At 45.1% G+C, this 23,252-nt stretch carries 10 protein-coding genes; 7 read left to right on the top strand and 3 right to left on the bottom strand.

Going from position 1 to position 23,252, the window contains the following annotated elements:
* Together IQP38_RS20700 and IQP38_RS20695 are read left to right on the top strand one after the other, a co-directional pair.
* A partial coding sequence (locus tag IQP38_RS20700; protein ID WP_228010141.1) for a fatty acid cis/trans isomerase occupies positions 1-1,958 on the top strand: 1,958 nt, incomplete at its 5' end.
* Between the two features lie 18 nt (positions 1,959-1,976).
* Complete coding sequence (locus IQP38_RS20695; protein WP_005376565.1) at positions 1,977-2,168, top strand: hypothetical protein; 192 nt, start codon at positions 1,977-1,979, stop codon at positions 2,166-2,168.
* A gap of 50 nt (positions 2,169-2,218) precedes the next feature.
* Here the strand turns inward: IQP38_RS20695 and torS are convergent, their stop codons facing one another.
* Complete coding sequence (gene torS, locus IQP38_RS20690; RefSeq protein WP_104976152.1) at positions 2,219-5,182, bottom strand: TMAO reductase system sensor histidine kinase/response regulator TorS; 2,964 nt, start codon at positions 5,180-5,182, stop codon at positions 2,219-2,221.
* A 43-nt stretch (positions 5,183-5,225) separates the two neighbouring features.
* Between torS and torT the strand changes: the two genes are divergently transcribed.
* Positions 5,226-6,275 carry a TMAO reductase system periplasmic protein TorT gene (gene torT / locus IQP38_RS20685; RefSeq protein WP_081051359.1) on the top strand — a complete coding sequence of 350 codons (1,050 nt, stop codon included), beginning with the start codon at positions 5,226-5,228 and terminating at the stop codon, positions 6,273-6,275.
* 64 nt (positions 6,276-6,339) lie between these two features.
* Positions 6,340-6,795, top strand: a complete 456-nt coding sequence (locus IQP38_RS20680; RefSeq protein ID WP_005376571.1) for a methylglyoxal synthase — start codon at positions 6,340-6,342, stop codon at positions 6,793-6,795.
* Between the two features lie 77 nt (positions 6,796-6,872).
* Here IQP38_RS20680 and helD read toward each other — a convergent pair whose 3' ends face one another.
* A complete protein-coding gene (helD, locus tag IQP38_RS20675) occupies positions 6,873-8,942 on the bottom strand; it encodes a DNA helicase IV (RefSeq protein WP_193837973.1) in 2,070 nt (689 codons plus the stop codon).
* 324 nt (positions 8,943-9,266) lie between these two features.
* Between helD and yccS the strand changes: the two genes are divergently transcribed.
* The 3 genes from yccS to IQP38_RS20660 all read left to right on the top strand — a co-directional run bounded on the left by yccS (position 9,267) and on the right by IQP38_RS20660 (position 12,223).
* The gene (gene yccS / locus IQP38_RS20670; RefSeq protein WP_193837972.1) at positions 9,267-11,420 is read left to right on the top strand and encodes a YccS family putative transporter; all 2,154 of its coding nucleotides are present in this window, start codon (positions 9,267-9,269) and stop codon (positions 11,418-11,420) included.
* Positions 11,421-11,609: 189 nt separating this feature from the next.
* A complete protein-coding gene (locus tag IQP38_RS20665; RefSeq protein WP_005376575.1) occupies positions 11,610-11,840 on the top strand; it encodes a hypothetical protein in 231 nt (76 codons plus the stop codon).
* Positions 11,841-11,920: 80 nt separating this feature from the next.
* Positions 11,921-12,223: a hypothetical protein gene (locus IQP38_RS20660; protein WP_176311502.1), complete on the top strand. Its 303-nt coding sequence runs from the start codon at positions 11,921-11,923 to the stop codon at positions 12,221-12,223.
* Positions 12,224-12,406: 183 nt separating this feature from the next.
* Here the strand turns inward: IQP38_RS20660 and IQP38_RS20655 are convergent.
* Positions 12,407-23,252: cadherin-like domain-containing protein (locus IQP38_RS20655; RefSeq protein WP_228010140.1), on the bottom strand; the 10,846-nt coding region annotated here is incomplete at its 5' end.

The raw sequence follows: 23,252 nt of genomic DNA, 5'->3' as shown, positions 1-23,252 counted from the left end.
CAGCCAACATTGATGCAGGACTTATCGCACGTTTGCTACAACAAAAAGAGCGCCACCCATTGCCTGACCAAGTCCAGTTAGAAGGCTTTGACTTTTCGATAGACCGAGAGCAAACCTGTCCGACGATTGAAGAATACGAGCAATACGAGAAGGATAACCCAACCTGGGGCATGCCTTTTGGTATGCCAAATCTATCAAACAGTGAATACCACACACTCATGACTTGGTTGGAAAACGGCGCAATAATGAACGTTCACCAACCTGTTAGTGAGAATGAGCAAGCGCAAATAGATAAGTACGAAACATTACTTAACCACTCTGATTTGAAAAATCAGCTGATGGCTAGGTATATATATGAGCATTTGTTTTTATCTCATCTCTACTTTTCAGAACTCGATGAAGATCCCCGATTCTTCACGCTCGTCCGCTCTGCTACACCACCAGGACAGCCCGTCAAACGTATTTCAACGCGTCGCCCGTACGATGATCCAGGGGTTGAACGTGTGTTTTATCGAATTATTCCAGAGCAAGGGACCATAGTAGATAAAACTCACATGCCATTCGCGGTAAACAAGCAACGCATAGAGAACTGGAAAACTTGGTTTATTGATGCTGATTACACGGTTAGCCAGCTACCGAGTTATGCACCAGAAGTTGCTGCAAACCCGATGACATCATTCATCGACCTTCCAGTGAAATCGCGCTTTAAGTTCATGCTAGATAATGCACAAAATACAATAATGGCATACATCAAAGGCCCAGTTTGTCGTGGCCAACTGGCATTGAATGTTATCAATGATCGCTTTTGGGTGTTTTTCCTTGATCCAGATAAAGCAGACATCCCAGAAGTAAATGAGTTTTACCGATCTCAGGCTGATAACCTAAAACTACCGGCAGAACAAGAAAGTAACACGCTACCTGTTACCAACTGGGTCAAGTACGCGCGCCAGCAAGCTCGCTACCTAGAGGCTAAATCTGAGTTCACTAATAACTGGTTTAAAGAAGGTGAAAACCTATCCACCGATGTAATTTGGGACGGTAATGGCACCAACCATAATGCGGCATTAACGATATTCCGCCATTTTGATAGTGCTTCTGTTGTTCAAGGGTTAGTTGGTGAGCAGCCTAAAACAGTGTGGATTCTTGACTACGCGTTACTAGAGCGTATCCACTATTTGCTTGTTGCTGGGTTTGACGTTTACGGTAACTTCGGCCATCAGCTCATGACACGAATGTTTATGGACTTCTTGCGTCTAGAAGGCGAAAGTAACTTTATCTCGTTGTTACCCGCCGATATGCGCCATGAACTGCAATCTAGCTGGTATAAAGATCAAAGCCCGCAGTTGAGTGACTTTTTACAACGAAATGTGAAGCCGTTTAACCAACCAACCAGCGTTCAGTATAAGAGTGACGATCCAAAAACGGAGTTGGTGGAGTTGTTGAGAGAACATGTCTCAGATGTGCTTCTGCCTCGCTACGAAATTCAAGACACGGCTCTTTCTGCGAGTAGTGAAAAGCAACTAAAACGTATTGACCACGTTCGTGGTGAAGGCCTGAAAACCGTTCCGCAAATCACTATGCTTATGGTGAGAAGTAAATCAGGGGAAGATGAATTGTTCACCTTACTTCACAACAATGCACACACAAACATCTCTAGCTTGTTTGATGAAGAAAGTAACCGTGACTTTGCTAACGATGACATGACCATTGTACGCGGCGTTGTGGGAAGCTACCCTGCGGCATTTTTCTCGATCAACGAAAACCAAGTAAAAGATTTTGTCGATCAATTTAGTGCCATCCAAAACGAGTCCGATTACGTTAAGTTATTGGATAATTTTGCGATTCGTAGAAGCTCAGAAAAATTCTGGTCATTTAGCGATCGTTTACACAATTGGTACCGTACAAAACAACCGATCGAATTTGGATTACTTGACTATAATCGTTTTGAGAATCGATGATGATTTAAGGGGGTTCTCATGGGTATCCGAGATAACATTGCCGCTCTTGAACAACAGATTTACGTTGCTTGTTCTGAGGGAGACTACGAAACGGTCAATATGCTTGAGCATCAACTCGAATACTTGCGTGGCAAAGTGGAACATCCTTTTGATGATGACCCTTATGCCCTAGACACTCGATTCGAGTGGGAAGATGACATGACCGAATAGAAAAAACCTCCGGAAAGCCGGAGGTTTTTTTATTTTCAATGCTCGATGGATTACTTCGCCATTAACTCATCCAGAGCTTGAATTGATGCAGACACTTGAGAAACTAAATCATCTTTAGTCGCATTATAGGTATCTAGAGGTTGAGGCGCGGCTTCAATTGCTTGGCAAGCGTTCATTAATGCAGTTAGTCCTAAACTTCCCGCGCTGCCCTTTAATTTATGGGCAAGGTTCTTTACTTCTTTACTATCATTGTCCTCAGCAGACGCTTGCAGTTTGCTTAATACATCAGTGCTGGTGGATCTAAACAGATTAATAATGTGCAACATCTTATCTCTGCCCAAGATTTTCATATCGGACTCAATCACGCTCGGATTAATGATAACCACATCGGGTTCCTTTTTTTGGGGCGCTTGAACGACCTTTGATTGTAGCTCTTGTTCTTGAGGCGAAATTTGATCAAACGGGGTACAGTCGGCATTTTGTGGCAACAACAACGGCTTTCCGTCTAGCGCATCCTGAATCAATGCCGCGAGTGCCTCTTTTGCCAATGGCTTAGGCAAGTATCCGTCAAAACCAGCGGCTAGATAGCGCTCAACTTCTTCCGCAAAAACGTGCGCAGACACTGCAATCATTGGCGTGACGGCAAGCGCTTTATTGGCCGGCTTATCACACTCAATCCGCTTTAAGCGTTGGATCAACTCAGTTCCATCACAATCAGGGAGGTTGATGTCGACTAAAGCGATATCAAAATCCTGTGTGCTGATCAGTTGCTCTGCTTGTGAGCCGTTTTCCGCCATCACGACTTGATGACCCATGCTTTCTAGAAAACCTTCCGCGACCACTCGGTTGACTTCATTATCTTCTACCAGCAAGACCTTTGCTTTCACTTTGCAACGTGCGGTTGCCACGGTTCCTGTTTCAACAGGTTCGCTTTCCTCTAACGGAATAGAGAACCAGAATCGGCTACCATTTCCCTCTTCGGAATCGACTTCTAAAACACCGCCCATCGCTTCAATGATTCGCTTACTGATGGCAAGTCCAAGCCCCGTACCTCCAGTTTGGCTCATCCCACCTTCAGCTTGCGTGAAGGCATCAAACAACGTTCTCTGGTATTTTTTGGCAATTCCTATTCCAGTGTCTGATACTTCAAACAGGACTTGCGACTCGTCCTCAGGGTTCAGGCTAACGTAGATATCAATTTCTCCTTCGTCAGTGAACTTAATCGCGTTACCAACAAGATTGTTCAGCACCTGACTGATTCTGGTGACATCCCCTTTCCAGTAGCGACTAACATCACTTTCAATATGGTAGGAGAACAGCAGCTTCTTCTCTTGTGCTCGACTGTTCATTAACTGGAAAGTGTCCTCCACCATTTGGTGTAAATCGAAGCCCATGTGACGAATTTCTAAATGCCCCGCTTCAATCTTGGAGTAATCCAGTACATCATTAAGGATCGCGAGCAACGTTTTACCACTACGATTAATGATTTCCGCATAACGCTTTTGAATTGGGTTGAGGCCTGAGTCAATCAACAAGCGTGCTGTCCCCAACACTCCGTTCATTGGCGTTCTTATCTCATGGCTCATCGTCGCCAAGAATGCCGATTTTGCTCGGCTCGCTTGCTCTGCTTGCTTGCGAGCTTTAGCGTGATTCAAAACCTCTTCATTCAAACGGCGGTTTGCTTGTTTTAACTGCGAAGTGCGCTGCTCAACGAGCTCTTCTAAATGCTCTTTATGCTCCTCAAGCTCTCGCTTGGCTTGAGCTTCACCCTCTGCTACCACTTTTAGTGCTTGCGCGGTATTACGAGCCGTGATGATGGCCTGCCCCATATGCGCCAACTCATCTTTGCCTTTCACTTCCAACTCAACCGCTAAGTTACCCTGCGCCACAGACAGCAACGCAGCGGAATATTCAGCTAACCGCTTCACAACAGAAAGGTACACCACACGCCATAAAATCAGCACCAATACAATCAAACCAACAATTGAAATAACGGTTAAAGACCACTGAGCGAATTTCAGTGTGCTGGTCAATTGGTCTACAGCGACGGTAGTGGTTTTGTTTGAATCATCAACCAATTTGTTGACCGTGCCATTAAGCTCTGAGAACAACTCTAATGTCTTTTGCATCAGTTGTTGTGACTGTTCGTTATTCTCGTATTGCTGCATCAGTATAGAAAATACGACCTGACGCTTACCAAGCTCTATGAGCAGTTGGCTCATTTGCTTAGAGCGCGTAGGATCTTCCACAGCGAGTACACGGCGTTGCATGATTTTGAGGTTGCTATCGAAATCACTTTGAACCTGTTGAATTCGCTCAATATTCGTTAATGTCCGAGCCTCTTCAATCTGATTCAACATTTTAAAGGCCAACAAGTGCAGTTCATGTAATCGCTCAGTCAGATCAAGATCGACCTCCACCAGTGCATCTAGCGCCTGATAAACTTGCGATTTTTTATTCGATTCTAATAAGTCATAAATATGCGTGACGTTAGCAACAGCAATGGTGCTTGTATTCTGAACTTGCGTACGAGTTAGTTGTTCTAGCTCTTCACTGAGCAGACGCATTTCTTCAACACGAGTATCTATCTCTTTTGCAAGCCACAGCTTTTTTTCAACCGAAACACCGAGTTCTGCCAAATTGTCGATAACGTTCTGGACGTTATTCTCTAAAGCTTCTAACAATTGAGAATCGAACGACTCACTCCCGAGCTCCTTGATGTGAGTGAGTAAAGACTCGAGCTGTTCGAACAGCACTCGCCCTGACTCCTTTCTTTCCTGCTCGTTTCTTGCGTTCGACAACATTTGTACAGACGAAATAATACGAGTACTCAACTCAGAGACTTGCCTCGCCTCAATCATGGCGGGAATCGCAGAATCCACGACATTTCTTTCGGTTTTGGCAACCAAAGAAAATCCAGACACACCAATAAGTGCCGATAACATGACCAGTATTGCCATCGCAATGAAAGACAACAAAAGTTTACGACCGATGCTTGCAGTTGCTAGCAGCATATTTTCATGACCTTAATGTTCGTGTTCAGCGACATATTACGTTATATTTTGCAGTGTTTACTTAATCTATGCCAACGAACTTCATTTCATGGTTAAAAATCAACACGCATTTCGCACATTTTTCAAACATTCTGCAGCCACTTTAACCCTCGTTGCTTCTTTGCCAGCGGTTGCCGCAGAGAAAATATGTGCAATATACCCTCACCTAAAGGATTCATACTGGTTGTCAGTAAACTATGGAATGGTGTCCGAAGCGAAAAGAGAAGGTGTCGAGCTACGAGTTCTTGAAGCGGGCGGCTACCCAAACAAAACCCGTCAAGAACAACAACTCGCACTGTGTAACCAATGGGGAGCAGATGCAGTTATCCTTGGGACCGTGGACCCACAGGCTTACGAGCATTCACTTAAAAATTGGGTAGGGAATACTCCCGTTTTTGCTACTGTGAACCAACTCGACTTGGATGAAGAACAAAGTGAGTTGCTAAAAGGGACTGTCGGTGTTGACTGGCATTGGATGGGATACGAAGCGGGTCAATATTTGGCAGCTCGCCATCCAAAGGGGTCAGGAAAAACCAACATTGCCTTACTTTTGGGGCCGCGAACTCGTGGTGGTACGAAACCCGTTACTGCCGGATTCTATGAAGCGATACAAGGAAGTGATATCAACATTGTTGACTCATTTTGGGCAGACAACGACAAGGAGTTACAACGTAACCTAGTTCAACGTGTGATCGATATGGGAAATATAGATTACATTGTTGGCAGTGCAGTGGCGATTGAAGCGGCCATCAGTGAGCTGCGCAGTGCCGGCAAAGCTGAGGAGATCGGTCTAGTTTCTGTGTACTTAAGTCATGGTGTATATCGAGGCCTGTTACGTAACAAAGTGCTCTTCGCACCAACAGATAAAATGGTGCAGCAAGGTCGGCTTTCCATGATGCAAGCAACGCATTACTTAAGAGGTAAAACGTATGACAAACATGCCTCACCAACCATCAAACCACTGACTCCGAAGACGCTTCATGACGACACGATCGAAGAATCGTTATCTCCGTCAGAATATAGGCCGACATTCCGTGTTAAGGCTGTTGATTGAAAGACCAAAAACGTGTTCTATTGAGTCACAACAATTTTAAAATCATACAAACGGAAACATCTTGATGCAAAAAACCATTCGTACCATGCCAACCCATAAACATGTGGCTTTGGTTGCTCACGACAACTGCAAACCTGAGCTACTTCGCTGGGTAAAAGAAAACAAAGAAAAGCTACAGAGTCACTTCCTTTACGCAACTGGCACGACAGGACACATGCTAAGTAAAGAAACTGGACTTGCGATCAAGAGCATGATCAGTGGTCCGATGGGCGGTGATCAACAACTAGGCGCTCTTATTTCAGAAGGCAAAATCGACGTTCTCGTTTTCTTTTGGGATCCACTGAATGCCGTACCTCACGACCCAGACGTTAAAGCGCTTCTTCGTATTGCTAGTGTTTGGAATATTCCTGTAGCAACGAACCGAGCCACCGCTAAGTTCCTGTTTAACTCCCCTCTTCTTGAGCAAGAAGTAGACATCGAAGTGCCGGATTACGAAGCCTATCTTGCTGAGCGCATGTAAGCTTTGATGCTAACCAAATAAAGCAAAGGCGATACCAAGTATCGCCTTTACTGTTTTTAACATTCTAAACGTTGCATTTAACGAGAAGTCACGATGGGATAGTCACCATTAACGAGCTCTTGAACGAATGCAGATCCCGCACCAGTATGCGTAATCCAAACCTTCTCTTTCGCACGTGTAATCGCCACGTAAAATAGCCTGCGCTCTTCTGCGTAAGGGAATTTGTCTTTGGACTCCGTCAACGCACCATCAATGTGAATTTGCTTCTTCTTAGCGGGGAATTGCCCCTCATCCACAGAAAGAATAATCACAAAGTCAGCTTCGCGTCCTTTACTCGCATGGCAAGTCATAAAGCGAATATCGAGATTAGGGAAACGTCGCAACCAATCGTCGAACAAATCGGGCTTATGATAATGGTTACGTCCTAGCAATAAAACTGACTTGGTTTGCTTGGCTTGTTGATTCAAGTGGTCCAAGATCTTTTCCACTTGATTGCTCTGCGCGGTATGTACGCTCTTCTGCTTGCGTTGTTTGTGGCTGTTTAGTGTTTTCGGCAACTGCGATGGGTTTTGCTGCACGAATGTATTCGCTACATCACCAATCTGATTGTTGAAACGATAAGTTGTATCTAAGTGATGAACGGTTGAGTGAGCAAAGCGTTCTTTAAAACCAGTGATAAGATCGACATCCGCTCCTGCAAACTGATAGATCGCTTGCCAATCGTCGCCAACAGCAAATAACGTGGCACCTGCTTGTTTCTGAGTGGATTCACACAGTGCTTCAATCAATGCCAGACGATCTGGAGAGATATCTTGATACTCATCGACCATAATAAAGCGCCATGGCGAGACAAACTTCCCTTTATTCACATAATCTGTCGCACGACTGATCATGGTTGGGAAATCCACTTGGTTGCTTTCTTTAAGCATTTTCTGCCACGCTGTAAAACATGGCCAGCATAAGGCGAGTTCACTATTTAAACGCGTATAGTCTTGGTGGTTTACGAGCTTTTCTTGTACTTGCTTTTTGGTCAAGCCCACCGCCGCTAAATGAGACAGCTGCGAATCTAGCCAAGCGATCAGTTTTGGATTTTCTGAATGGCTTCCTAACTCATCATCCCCTTTTAGGTACGCAATCGGCCATTTGTCTAAATGTTTTTGCCAACGTTTAAAGTTGGTGGGTGTCATCCAATGTTTTTTCAACCAGTCTACACACCATGCTGTTCGTTGATTTTCGTCCAACGCTAAAGGACTAATTTCGACAGGTTGCTGTTCGACTTGTTTAAGAATATACAAGCCCAACTGATGGAATGTGTTGACGCGCACACCGTCTGCCGCCATGCCCACTTTATCTACTAAGCGTTCTTTCATTTCAGTCGCCGCATCACGACCGAACGCTAACATGAGAAGCTCTTCTGCTTGAGCTTGATGGCTTTGCAACAAATAGGCAACTCGTGCGGTTAAAACGCTGGTTTTGCCCGAGCCGGCCCCAGCAAGAACTAAGTTGTGGTCGTCGTTGAGCAATACCGCATATTGCTGGGATAAATTCAAAGGAGAGGATTCAATTTGATTAAACAGCACTTCCCAATTTGGACGTTCTGCTTCTAGCCAATCGCGATTACGCTCACCAAGCGCCTCAGAGGTATCAATGAGCCAAGGCTCTATTTGCGACATACGATTCGGCATTCGCATTTTGGCTTCTTCTAGGGTGGTTTTCATCTCGCTTAACTCTTGGTTAAGGCTTTCAACCCAGGAGACCACTTGAGAATGCGATAAGTAAGCAGGCAAGTGCTTTAGTTTGTAAAGCTCTTCTTCCCACTTAGGTAGATACTCAGCCAGTTTTCGGCACTGAGTGTTGTGCCACTCTTGATATTGACGAACGGCCTCAAGCGCAAACTTTCGGCATTGCGGCCACGGTAAACCTTGGACTAGCCAGCTTTGTTGTTTGCCTTCGTGTTCATGAGCAAAAAACTGTAAAGAGCTCCATAATAACCCACGCTTTACGCTAACTTTGCCATTCCAGATCGTAAAAGGAATATGTTCTTCACTGCCTATCGAGCTTAATAAAACACTGTTCTCTTTTATTTCGACGTGATGGTACTCATTTTGAATAAAAAACTGTGCTTTGCTAGTGGCAGTAAGCTGCATGAAACGTGCGCCTTTTAGTTTAGAAGTTGTCGATTTATATCATTTTAAGGCGCTAAATTGTAGCAACGGCGAGCTCCTAAGTAAGCTTCTTCTTCTATTCTTTAATAAAATTCACATTACTGTCGATTTAATAACCTAAAGCTGAGGTTATTTGAAGCTGGCTTTACAATCCTCAATACATGACCTGGCAGCTTTAATATAAGTCAATGACATCCCTGCTGATTTTATCAGCAACCACGAATTTTTCTTAAAGTAAATCATAAACGCGCTATAGTGGGTCTGGTAGTATTCCCCCTGTTCTTCATCGGAAACATAAGGCGCATTGTGCAAGCAACTTCTAAATTTCGGCTATATTGGGCAAACAAGACGATAAATTACAGCGTTCTTATCCTCATTACCTTACTGGGTGTGGTTATCCCAACTTGGTACTTCGAGCAAAACACGCTGATAACGCCATTAATATTAGGCGTTATTGCTGCTGCTTTGGCTGAAAGTGATGACAGTTTCACTGGACGCATCAAGGCTCTGATTCTCACCTTTCTCTGTTTTGCGCTTGCTGCTTTTTCAATTGAAATCTTGTTCGATACCCCATGGGCGTTTGCGTTGGGATTATTTATCTCAACCTTCGGCTTCATCATTCTTGGGGCGATAGGTCCTAAGTACGCGAGTATTGCTTTTGGTTCGTTGCTGATCGCTATTTATACTATGCTTGGCGCACATGAAAGCACCAACATTTGGTTTCAGCCACTACTGCTTTTGACTGGTGCCGCCTGGTATTACTTCATGTCCATGATTTGGCAGATATTTTGGCCTCTTCAACCGGTGCAACAAAGCTTAGCCAATGTGTTCTTCCAAATGGCGAATTATCTTGATGCGAAAGCCAAGCTTTTTCACCCTGTGACCAACTTGACGCCACAACCGCTGCGGATTGAAGCTGCAAAATGCAATGCTGCCACGGTTACGGCACTAAACGCTTGTAAAACCAAATTACTTAACCGATCGAAACGGGGTCACATTGATGGGCCTAGTGACCGATTTTTAAATATTTATTTCATCGCTCAAGACATTCACGAACGCGTCAGTTCTAGCCATTATCGCTATCAGGATTTAGCGACCGAATTTGAACGTTCTGATGTGCTGTTTCGTTTTAAATATCTTTTGGAGTCTCAAGCCCAAGCGTGTCGTGATATTGCACTAGCCATTCAGCTAGGAAATGAATACTCCCATACCGATCAATCTATTCTGGCATTAGCTGAAGTACAAAACTCTCTTGCTTATCTAGAAGAACAAAAGCAAGGGCACTGGAAACGTCTGCTGATGCAGTTAACATATTTATTCAATAACTTAGCGACGGTAGAAAAACAACTTAATAACATTAACAACCCAGATGTTGAAGGCCTCGAAGAAGATACCCTCGCCGATACCAACCCACACACGCTAAAAGCGATGTGGCAGCGTATATCAGCAAATTTACACAAAGATTCGATGCTGTTTCGGCATGCATTACGTATGTCAATTGCCTTAACGATTGGCTATGGAATCATTCAAATATTCAACATCGACCGAGGTTACTGGATACTCTTAACCACTTTATTCGTATGCCAACCGAACTACAGTGCCACTCGCCAAAAATTGACGGCGCGAGTAATAGGTACATTAGCTGGTTTGTTGATTGGTGTACCATTGCTGACTTTTTTCCCTTCTCAAGAAAGCCAGTTAGTATTTATCGTTATCTCTGGTGTGATGTTTTTCGCCTTCCGGATGAACAACTATGGGTACGCGACTGGTTTTATTACACTGCTCGTCCTCTTCTTATTTAATCAACTAGGTGAAGGTTACGCAGTTGTCCTTCCTCGACTAGCAGATACCCTCATCGGGTGTGTGCTTGCAGTAGGAGCTGTATTAGTTATTTTGCCCGACTGGCAGTCGAGAAGGCTTCACAAAGTTATGTCGGATGCGATAGAGGCGAACAAGCAGTATCTCGATCAGATCATTGGTCAGTATAGAATCGGCAAGAAAGACAATTTGAGTTACCGTATCGCTCGCCGCCAGGCCCACAATAATGATGCCTCACTCTCTTCTGCGATTAGTACGATGCTGGCGGAGCCTGGCAAATATCGCGCAGCTGTTGATGAAAGTTTTCGCTTCCTAACGTTAAATCACGCAATGTTGAACTATATTTCTGCATTAGGCGCGCACAGAACTCGCATCGAAGATGAGTCAATTCATAAACTCGTTTTAGATGCTCACCGTTGTATTCATCAGCATCTGGATGTACTTCATAAACAGCTTCACCAGCATTGTGAGGAGTGTGACCTATCTAATATTGATGATGCTGGACTCGAGCAACGCTTAAACGAATGGCGCGATGAAGACGACAGCTCTGCCCGCATGGTATTGCAGCAACTTCATCTTATCTATCGCATGCTCCCAGAGCTTCATTCACTTGCTAGTAAGTTTGCCGTCAGGGTAAGTTAGTAACATTCAAACCATATGTAAGAGGGAAGCGCTATATCGCTTCCCTTTTTCTTTTTACGCTTCCATCTACCCCAAAGTGGGTAATTATGTACCTTCTTAGGAAAAATCTGACGTATCACTTAACACACCTTGACAATATTCGGACAAAAAGCAATCGATCAAATTCTAATCTATTTTGGTTGAATAAATATGTTGTATCCAAAGGATGAAGAATTTCGGGCAACGACGGATAAACCGAATCACGACGAAGGTATTGAGATGAACGCACAACAATTTAATGAACTTAAACAAAAGCTCAGTGATTTAACGGCAAGTCAGTTAAAGTCATTACAAGGTGAGATCAGCGTGAAACTAAATAAAGCGCAAAAACCGGTTCTATCTGGTGAAGAAAGAGAAATGCTTGCCAAACTGTTTGCCTAATCAAGTCATTGATATAAAACACTTGAACGTTTTATAAACTCCACCTATGCTCTCACTATCATAATGTTGGGAGTAGTGATATGCCTGTATCGGGAATTCAATCTGGATACCACATCGTTCAGATGTCACAACAAATGGCCGAGAAAGCTGCACATGGCATTAGCAATAATGTAAGTAAGGTAAAAGAAGAGCTTTCTGATCACAACATCGATTTAGCTGCGGTTGCGGATGTCGCAATAACAGCCTCAACACCTAGCCTTCCCTCTCAAAAAGTTGAATCTCTCATCAACCTCGCACAAGCCGCTGGTTATAGCCGAGTTGGCGCGTCTGTCATAGAGAAAAACAATGAAATCATTGGCAGCTTGCTAGACATCCACGTTTAGGCGATTTAACGTCAAATTATCGCTATTTTAATTTCCAACTATCACTATAACGTCGTAACAAGATAACCCCTTTGCTTCGCACTTTATTTCTATTTCGATTCAAATACTCCTGTTTAAAATCAAGCTTTCCCGAAAAAAATGGGCGGCTTATCAGAGCCGCCCATTTTTGTGTTGTATACAGGTTTATCCGTTATCAATAACACCGTTGTTGAGCAATGACTCTACAATCTCGTTGGAGCTAAGACCGTTGAAGTCGATTGAAGTACCTAAGTTTTCCACGACAATAGTCTGTTGAACATTTGCATCCGTCGTAATGTTCAGAGAAACACTTTCCGTCGATGCATCGTAGTCTGCCGAAATGTGACCAAGCAGATCATCCATGTCGATCATTGAGTTATTGAGATCAGAGATAACTTCACGTAAATCGATACTGTCTTCGTTAACAGTGAAGTCAGTAATGGTATCCACTGCCCCTTCATCAACGGAATCTACCGTCCACTTGAAGATATCGCTGCCGTCTCCACCCGTTAAGATATCTGAGCCTAAGCCACCGATAAGCACGTCATCACCATCACCACCCAGAATAACGTCGTCACCGTCTCCACCAATCAAGTTGGTACCTGTGTCTCCGCTGACTAAATAGCTGTCGTCCACTGCGGTTGACTGGTCAATATCGTCGCTATCACTACTCACATCCAAACTAATTTGGACAGGTGAAGACTGCGCTTCATCGCCATTAGATTCCGTTGATATCGCCGTAAGCGAAATATCGTAAGAACCGACATCAATACCACTGTTAGTATCTGTTGCGACAATTTCTAGCGTATCAATTTCATCGCTTGGTACTGTCCAAGTGGTACCATCGAAGCTAATGCCTGATGGAGAAACGCCACTTGTTACCTCAGCACTAGCTGGTACGCCCGTTAGCTCCAAAGACAGCACCTCGTCAATATCAGTAAGCGCCGCCATGATTCCGACAATCGCTAAACCTTGACTGCTCGCGGTTTGGCTAGCCGCAATTTGACGAATGTAATTAAACTGAGGATTGATACTCAATGTAGGTGCATCAGCTACAGGTGTCACATTGATAGTGAAGTCTTGATTCGCTTCCAATGCGGTACCCGATGCATTTTCGAAGTACACGCCGTTGTCTTCGACTTTCACCGATAAAGTGATTGAAGCTGCGTTGACATCTCCTGCATCCACAAATACACCCTCAGAAGCGTCTGTTGCTCCAAGAACGGAGTTAATATTATCTGGTGTGCCCATTAGGGTGATTTCACCAGCCATCCCCGCCCCAACAGTCACACCACTACCTGCTGGCGGCTCGACACGAAGGTCGCCCTCGGTAACTGTAAGAGTCACGGTCATGCTTTCATTTGCTTGTGCGCCCGCAAAGTCGACGTCACTCACACTAATACCCGTTACTTTCTGGCCATCAGCTTCATTGATCGTATCCGTTACCGACGTTGCAGTGATTTCAGGTGCGTCATTGGTAGCTTCAACATTCAACACTGCTGTGCCCGCGATTGTAATTGGGTCTGGAGCGCCGTTAGTGGTTCCGTCATCTGTGATTTCATAAGTGAAATTAACGTCACCAAAGAAATCTGCTGCGGGTTCAAACGTCCACTCTGTCGCACTCACTTGAGTCAGCGTGCCGGAAGCTGGATCCACTAACACAACATTATCGACGGTCAAGTTGTCTGACTCAGGATCACTTGCGTTGCTCAGCAACTCAGTAGCCGTAATAGTTACCGAACCACCATCTTCTTCCGTACTACTCAACGTTACCTCTGATGTTACCGGTGCATCGTTCACCTCAGTGACTTCGAAGGTCGCCGTTCCTGACACCGTTTGAGGATCAGAAACACCGTTCGTTGTACCGTTGTCGGTAATGTCGTAGGTCAGATCGACCTTGCCGTTGTAGCCAGGCGCAGGAGTAAATGACCATGTACCTGTTACGTTGTCGAAATCCAATGTGCCGCTGCTTGGATCAACCAACTGGACATTGCTCACCATCAAGGTGTCGTTTTCAATATCAGACGCATTCGCCAACAAATCAGCTTGGGTAATATCAACCGCCGTACTGTCTTCTGCGATATCAGAAAGTGTCACTTCAGACGTCGTTGGAGCATCATTGACTTCCGTTACGTTGAACGATGCGCTGCCGTTAACCGATTTAGGATCGGATGCACCACTTGTCGTGCCATCATCTGTAATGGTGTACGTGATTTCAACTGGACCGTTGTAATCTGGTGCTGGGGTAAATTCCCACTCTCCCGTACCACTGTTGAAAGTAATGCTACCCGAATTCGGATCCGTTAACTGAACATTGCTGACCGTGAGGTTATCGTTCTCTACGTCTGTCGCATTCGCAATAAGATCCGCTTCAGAGATGGAGAACACACCACTATCTTCTTCAATATCCGGTAGCGTCACTGGCGTAGTTTCTGGGGTATCATTCACCGCTGTCACTTCAATATTGAAGCTGCTGCTGTTGGTATTTAGGGTGTCATCTACCCCACCAATTACGATACCTTCATTACCTTGGTCATCGACTGTCACGTCCACCTGAACGTCACCAAAGAAGTTCAGGTCTGGATTAAACTCAATCAGACCGTCTGCAATGGCATTGTTTAGATCGGCCACTGTACCTTTCAGTTCAACGGAGTCCGTACCATCACCGCTCACGGTTAGGTTGTAAGTAGCGATGAGCGTTGGATTAAGCTCCAAGATACCGCTGTCGACGTTCACATTGAGTACATATTCAGCATTCGGATCATCGAGTACGGCATCAATATCGGTAATGCTGAAACCATCAAGCAGCATTGGCGTATCTTCTGGTGTTTCCACATCCACGGTATTGACGAACTCTGGACGATCGTTCACTGCTTCAACATCAACAGTGACATCAAACTCCTCTGCGGAGCCCAAGCTTTGACTGCCATCGAGCCCAGTATCAACGGCTTGCACTTTGAAATGCAGCGAACCATCCCATGAGTTATCGTTGCGATCCCCAGAATTAAACACCACTTGATCCAAGTCTTGAGCATTGATTTCTAAGACAAAAATGCCGCCGCTTTGGTCAGTAAACACTGTCCCATCAGGTAATGAAACACTCGCCCCATCAGGGACATTGGAGACCTCAACTCTCAGCGTCTCTGGATCATTTTCCTGGTAGTTTGCACCATCTCCGATGGACTCTTTGTTATCAACCACTAACGCATTTACATTAATAACAATGTCTTCGCCCTCATTACCTGCAGCCGAAGTATCGGGATTCACATCAACATCATCACCAATAGGATTGACAATAAGCGTAAAGTTGTTGTTTCGTTCCGTTGGAACTTGTAGCAACTCCTCTTGAATGAAGACCGTAATACCTATCTCAGCCTCGCCACTAAAGTGTTTTGGCGGTTTAATTTGGATGTCACTCAGGTCAATGGACGTCTGAGTGAGATCTTTTAGTTGAATACTCCATTCGCCCCCACCGTTGTTCTTAACAACATAATCAGAGGAATTGGATTTAACGATAAAGTCATCAGGAAGCCCCGTTAACTTGAGTGAAACGAAACTCTCAGAACCGTCATTATCGTTCAGGCTGATCGAAACACCAGAGCCCGATTGATTCAGCGAAATTAAAGTATCTTCGTCACCAATCACCGTGATTGGCTGCGTCGGATCGGCACCTGTAATGGTAATGTCATCAACGACTGGCGTAACTTCAAATGTGACATCGTCAGTGAAGGTTCTCACATCTATATTATCGCCAGAGTTATTCAAGATAGACTGATCAAACACAGCTTCATCAGTAATTTCTCCCTCGATATTAATCTTGACGGTATTTTGGCCACCACCTACGGGGTAATTTTCTTTTGGCTTAAACAGAACATTGTCAAGCGCACCAGCTAAAATCTCAGCTTCATTAAACTCAATACTGGTTCCTAAGCTGTTACCATTGGCATCAACAAACTCACCTAATGTTGTGTCATCAAGCTCTAACTTGATGTTCGTTAGTGTTTCTCGACCACCTTGAGTGTTGTTAAATTGATCGGCAAAATCAACACTCAAGTTAAGTTGGATTAAGCCATCTTCGTAACCAACACCATCCGCCGTGGGAACGTCGTTATTTAGATCAGTCACAGGTTGTTTGTTTGCATCCAAGCCGAAAGTACCGACGATATCTACTCTTACATTTGGTGTGACATCGCTATCCAACGGCTGATCCCCGGCTGAACTCGGAACGTCTGCAACCGGTAAAACCTGAACTGGAAACTGGACATTATTTTCTTTTTCATCACCGGACTCAGTGTCTTTAGTGACAAACCGAATTGGCAATTCGAAATCACCTGCGTAATCTTCTGCCAAGTGCATCGTCAAACCATCAAGGCCAGTAATATTTCCACTTGCATCGATATGGGCTTGGAACACGTATTTACCATTGACAAAATCAACATCCGTCCCCGTGATCACCAAACCAGGAGGAATGCCAGGAGCTGTCGGGTCGACGATAATAGTTAAGACATCTTCCACACCATCTGCATTAATCGCATCGACTTTCGACGTCAACTGAGCACCAAGGTTAATAGAATTGTCTTCCAACGCTTGAATTTGGACATCATCAGCCACCTGAATCTCTGCCGCTACACTCATTTTCGGTGTGAGGACGGTTGGAAACTCTAGTGTCACATCCGTTTGACGCACGACCGTCGCATCTTTTTCGTTGCCCAAATCTTCGCCCAAATCATTCACTTCTGCGTAAATGGTTAAGCCAATTTGAGAGAGACCACCGTTATCGCCATCGTCGCTGTCATCGCTTGGTGTTAAATCAAGGCCAGACGGCGCTTTAATTGAGAAGTTGTCTTCATCGGTTACTGTCCAGCGACCTCCACCTTCATTTAGTGCACCGACGATAACCAATTGGTTGAGGATCTCAGGGTCCACATTGTGAAATTGAACAACAAGTTGAGTCACCACTTCATCTGAAGACGCATCAAACTCTTGGTATTTAATGATATGAGCACCAGATTCGCCCCCCATAGAAGTGTTGATCGTAAAGTCAATGTTACCTTGATCGTCTGACTTCACGATATCGGTAGCACCACCACCACTTTCAGTGACAAGCAGACGGGTTTGGTCATCTATTGCCCCCGTATTATCCTCTGGCTCAACGATTGGATTAACTTGGACATTCACCGTACCATTGATGGTTTTCTCAGCGATACCTTCACCGGGATTCGAAGCGTCAACATATTCATGGTCAATCTCTTTCACAGTGACGGTTGTGGTCAAGTCAAAGTCAGTACTTGAATCCTGCTCCAACTGAACTTGAACATAGCCACTTTGAGAGATTTTAGCGGAAAAATCTTGCTCTGATTCACCGGCTTGCGGTGAAAGCGTTAGTGTTCCAGAAACAAGCGTTTGTGCCACACCATCTACATAGACCGTGCTGCCTGGAGGAAATCCAGAGATGGTTACATCACTAAAGAATTCATCGGTATCAGGGCTTTGTACGAGCGTCGGTTTCCAATCGATGTCAAAGCGCGTATCTTCATCTCCCTCCGATCGAACAACGTAGTTATCTTGAGCGTCAATAACGGGTTCGACCTTGATCCTTACCTCTCTTTCAATCACACGACTATGACCATCATTCTCGGTAACAATGATCGTCCCTGTAATCGCAATGTTTTCAGTTGAAGAGGCTTCCGGAATAATTTGAATACCGGAATTAAAATTCAGCCCAGTGATGTTTGCTTCGTAAATCGGTTGACCGTTACCATCATAGCCAACAAAGGTGAGGTCAACGCTTGAACCGTCTGAATCTACGACACGAACACCGTCGGGGATGTTGGACAGGATAACAGTAATGGCTTCTGAATCATCCTGTGGTCTATCGGCAACTTCACCAGATACAACCGAGAAGTTAAGGTTTACAACACCATTCTCTTCGATAGTCGTCTCTATCCCGGCCACATCTCCGTCTACGAATCGGTTCCAAACGTTCCCCGCGTCAATTAATACCGTGTCTGGTATGTCAGCAACACCTTTTACACCAACGATGACGGTCTTACTGCCCAGTGACAACACATCTTCTGTCGTACCGGTAGACAATGATGCTGTGTCTTTCACAATGCCTTCGACATTGAAAGTAAAGTCATCATTGCTGTGCAACGGAGGAAGAACTTCGACGTTCGCTAATTCAGACTCTGGCACTTCGTAATAAAGTACATTGCCGCCTGAATCGGTCACTTCTACTATCTGACTTGGGTTTGCTGAGTCCAGCCACACCAAAGTAACCCCATCAATTGAGAAGTTAGAAATGCGCACAAATAACGCTTCAGAACCATCTAAGTCCGCTGATGGTTTCATGGTGATCACTTCACTTAATTGGAGTGGATCGTGATCAGTGACAGGGTCTACCGTATTTTGAGTTCGAGCATTATCCTCAAACACATTAATTCGGTTTACAGTAAAACTACCTTTATCCGCAACTGGGTTTACATCAATAATGATGGTTTCGGTTTCTGAGCGAGCGGTATCTTTCCCAAGCAGTGGATTGTTGTTTTCCGTCGTAATAGCGGTGACATCAATTCTGATTTCGCCCGAGAAGTTATCTATCGGATCAACTTGAACTTCATCAATTCGGCTTGCATCCACCAGATAAACACCACCGGATTTTGGTATCGCACTACCATCTGAATAGACTAACTCTGCGTTACCTTCTCCTTGTGTAAAGACAAGCTCGTACACAATGCCTTCTGGGTTACTAGTGTCTTGGGTTTCAGCCGTGATGTTAAGTGCGACATTGTTTCCATCTTCATCAACCGAGTAGTTAAATTCGCTGCTTGCCGTCCACGTTGCAATATCTGCGACGGCAGCAACTTCAATGTCTAAACGACCATTAATCGTATGATCTGGCGTACCATTGTTAAGAATTTCCACGCGGATACGAGGATCGATACCAGAAGCATCGGTTGATGTATGACGATCTGGTACGAAGTACAAGTTATCTAACGAGACAAGCTCACCATTGAATGACTGCTCAACATTTGATGCGTCGAGAACAACCGTATTGCCCACAGATGTTAATTCAATGTAGTTGCCACTGCCGTCTCTGTAGTAGAACGTACCGTTGTGAGTATCAGCATCTCGAATAGTGATGTCACCTAAGCTCTCGTTACGGTCGATATCGTGTAAATTGATAACCAAGTCGACTTTCGCAGGGCTAACATCCAGCGTCGACAAGTTGTCCTGAGTATTTGCAGAGTCAACGCCCACAACGACACCATCACGCCCTTGGTCTTCGAACGCAGTAACGGTAGACGTGTCAATTTGCGCATTGCGGTCTCTTATCGAGATATCCACATCGGCATCTGCGATATCGCCATCACCATCGGTTGCAACAACGTTGATGGTGAAATCAATCGAGTCGGTTTCTGTATGGTCAAGATCGTCATTTGGACGGAAAGACACGCGGCCATCGGTTCGAACAATCAAACGACCGATTTCAGTGTCCACTCCGTCAAGAACCTTGTGAACGAACACAACTTGGTTGCTGCCGTTCAAATCAACAGAGTCCGAGTCAACACCGTTTTGCTTGAAGTAAATACCCGAATCATCAGCCGAGAATGACGTCACTTGTGCGCCGTCAGCACCAAGATCATCATCACCCTCTACAGGGTCTCGGAATAAGCGAACCGTACGGTTACCTTGTCCCTCAATACGTGAAATAGACGCATCGTGCAGGGTTGGAACATCATCGGTAATCGTCACTGGTAAGTTAATGCCGGCCGTATCGCCATCGACATCGGTCGCGAAGACTGGAAGATCAAGTATGAGTGTATCTTCGCCTTGGGTTGAGTGGTCTAGTGCCCCCTCAAGCGTAAACTTGTAAGAGCCGTCAGCGTTCAAAACTAGCGTGAACACTGAGTTACCATCCGGTGTTTGACCTTGATAAGTAAAATTATTGTTGCTGACCGCGGTTTGAACTAACGTTACCGCGAGACCACCTGAAGTGACTCCTGGGATCGGGTTAGAAGTTAGATCCAACTGGTAAGAGACAACTGTATCTGCCCCTTCTACCGTATCGAAATTGCCTGTTGCTTCTAGGCTGTCTTTGTTGGTTGCCTGAGAGCCATTAGCGAGATCATCCTCGTCAACAGCCAAAGCATCTGCTGATGTAATTTCAGGAATGTCATCAACAATGGTGATTGGAAGGTTCAGTGATGATGACGTATCACCATCAAAATCTGTCACTGTAATTGGGATATCAATGACAAGGTTGTTTTCACCTTGAACAGCATCATGGTCGATTGGTCCCAATAGTTCAAATTGGTAACTGTCGTTATTCGCATCAAGAGACAACGTGAAGATCTTAGTTGATGTACCAGTGATGACCGCTTCGTAACTGGTTACACCACCAACCGAGCTCACCACATTCAACTCGATGCTGTTGCCGTTCGAAGTTAAGCCAGACACAACGGCATTGAGGTCAGAAACTTGGTAGCTGACAATCTTGTCTGCACCAGCAACGACCTCAAATCCGCCGTTCAATACCGTTGAATCACTACTTGTCGTGTCAGAGCCACCGGAAAGATCATCTTCATCAACGGTTTGTTGGCTAGAGTCTGTCACTTTCACAATAGCTGGAACATCGTCCACCACGGTGATCGGCAAGGTGATGTTATTGGACACATCGCCGTCAAAATCGGTCGCGTTGACTGGGAAGTTGATGACTAACGAGTTTTCATCGTTACCCGCAGGATGATCAAGTGCACCCAACAGTTCAAATTCATAACTGTCTGCTGAACCATTTAGCGTCAGTTTAAAGACGGTGTCCGTCGTACCTTGTACATAAGCTCGGTACTCAATCACACCATTTGAATTTGAAAACTCAACCAACTCAAGCGGTTGACCACCTGAGGTAAGTCCAGAAACAGGCGACGTTAAGCTATCCAACTGGAAGCTAACGATAGAGTCGGCACCATCAGTAACGTCAAAGTTGCCACCAATGATATTGGATTCTGGCGTGTCGTCCGAACCTTGGCTCGGAATATCATCCTCATCCACAGACAAGGTACTACCAGAGCTAATAGCATCAATGGTTGGCTTGTCATCTACGATGGTCACTGGCAAGGTCGCAGTGATGATATCGTTGTCGCCATCCGTGATCTTCACAGGTAGATTCAACAAAATCTCATCAGAGTTAACCGCGTGATCTAACTGACCAGATAACTCAAAGTCGTATTTACCATCTTGATGAAGTGTCAACGTGAAGACCGTCACTCCACCCGGAGTTTGTCCCACGTAAACACGCGCGTCAGCAGTTGAAGCACCAACGTCTTGAGAAAGTGTTACCTCTTCTCCACCCGATTTCAGATTCGGGATAGGATTTGAGCTCAGATCCAATTCGAAAGCATCAATACCATCTGCGCTAGTGACTTCGAACTCACCTGATACCGTTAATGGCTCTTTCGTTCCATCAGAACCAAGAGGTAAGTCATCTTCGTCGACACGTAGACTTTCAATATTGGTAACAACTGGAACATCATCCACAACGGTAATTGGCAATGTGAAGGCTGGTGAAGTATCACCATCATTATCTGTCGCCGTCACAGGGAGGTTAATAACAATCTCGTTTTGCTGATTACCATCGGGATGATCAAGCGGCTTCTGTAAATCGAACTCATAGGAGTTGTTCGTTGCATCCAGCGTCAGTTCGAAAACCACTTCAGCAGGATTGCCAGCAACACCTTGGTATACGTTCACGCCATTTGCGCTAGAAGACAGAACTAAGGTGATAGCTTCACCATCTGAAGTCAGTGACGCAACAGGCGTGGTCAGGTCACTCAGCTGAATAGAAGCAACTTGGTCAGCACCTTCGGTGATATCAAAAGTACCTGAAATAACAGTATCTTCTGCACTTGCAGCATCCGTACCTGCTGGTAGGTCATCTTCATCAACGGTTTGTTCGCTGCCTGCTAGCAAACCATCAATGGTCGGAACATCATCCACAACCGTAATTGGTAAGGTGATGTTGTTCGACACGTCTCCATCAAAGTCAGTCGCGTTTATCGGTAAATTGATGACCAGTTCATTTTGGCCATCAGCATTTGGATGATCGAGAGGAGCAAGCAAATCGAACGTGTAGCTGTCATCAGAGGCATCAAGGGTCACACGGAATACTGGTGTCGTCGTGCCATCAATACGAGCTTCGTAAACTGAAACGCCACCTGCGTTTGATACTTCAACCATAACCAGAGATTGACCACCAGAGGTCAGGCCTTGTACTGGCGTCGTCAGGTCAGAAACGCTGTACTCCAAAATGCCATCAGAACCATCAGTCGCGATGAAGTTACCTGCAATGCTGTTCGACTGCGTACCATCAGATCCGACTGTTGGGATATCGTCCTCGTCAACCGTTTGCACACTTGTTGCTTCGATGCCACCAAGTGTCGGTTTGTCATCAACGATCTTGACAGGAATTGTCTCAGCAGACGTGTCGCCATCAAAGTCGGTTGCGATGATTGGGAAGTTCAGTGTCAGCTCGTCACTATCTACCGCGTGGTCGATTGGACCTTCTAGCGTGAAGTTATAAGAGCCATCGGTATTCACTGTCAGCGTAAAGACCGCTTCAGTCCCCGCTGCCGCTTCGTAAGTAAAGCTACCATCGCCGTTTGCGGTTTCCGTCAGTGTGACTGCCACGCCTTGTGATGTGAGTCCAGCTACTGGTGTTGCAGAAGCATCGAGCTGATAGCTCACCACTCGGTCCGAGCCTTGTGTGGTGGTGAAGTTGCCATCGATTGAAATCGGGTCAGTTTGGTCTGAGCCAATCGTACCTAAATCATCCTCATCAACGGTAATCGCATCAACATCGGTAATAGTTGGCTTATCGTCCACGATGGTGACTGGGATCGTTTCTGTGGTGGTATCACCATCAAAATCCGTTGCGATGATTGGGAAGTTCAGTGTCAGTTCATCACTGTCTACCGCATGGTCGATTGGACCTTGCAGCGTGAAGTTGTATGAA

This window comes from Vibrio sp. OPT41 (assembly GCF_015163595.1).
In the GTDB taxonomy this organism is placed as follows: Bacteria; Pseudomonadota; Gammaproteobacteria; order Enterobacterales; family Vibrionaceae; genus Vibrio; species Vibrio alginolyticus.
Note: the sequence above shows the minus strand (reverse complement) of the source record. Positions and strands in the feature narration are given on the sequence as shown.

Bases quoted from the DNA above. Each gene is read 5' to 3' on its own strand.
- IQP38_RS20680 (WP_005376571.1), top strand. From the start codon at position 6,340: ATGCAAAAAACCATTCGTACCATGCCAACCCATAAACATGTGGCTTTG.
- helD (WP_193837973.1), bottom strand. From the start codon at position 8,942: ATGCAGCTTACTGCCACTAGCAAAGCACAGTTTTTTATTCAAAATGAG.
- IQP38_RS20665 (WP_005376575.1), top strand. From the start codon at position 11,610: ATGTTGTATCCAAAGGATGAAGAATTTCGGGCAACGACGGATAAACCG.
- IQP38_RS20660 (WP_176311502.1), top strand. From the start codon at position 11,921: ATGCCTGTATCGGGAATTCAATCTGGATACCACATCGTTCAGATGTCA.
- IQP38_RS20695 (WP_005376565.1), top strand. From the start codon at position 1,977: ATGGGTATCCGAGATAACATTGCCGCTCTTGAACAACAGATTTACGTT.
- torS (WP_104976152.1), bottom strand. From the start codon at position 5,182: ATGCTGCTAGCAACTGCAAGCATCGGTCGTAAACTTTTGTTGTCTTTC.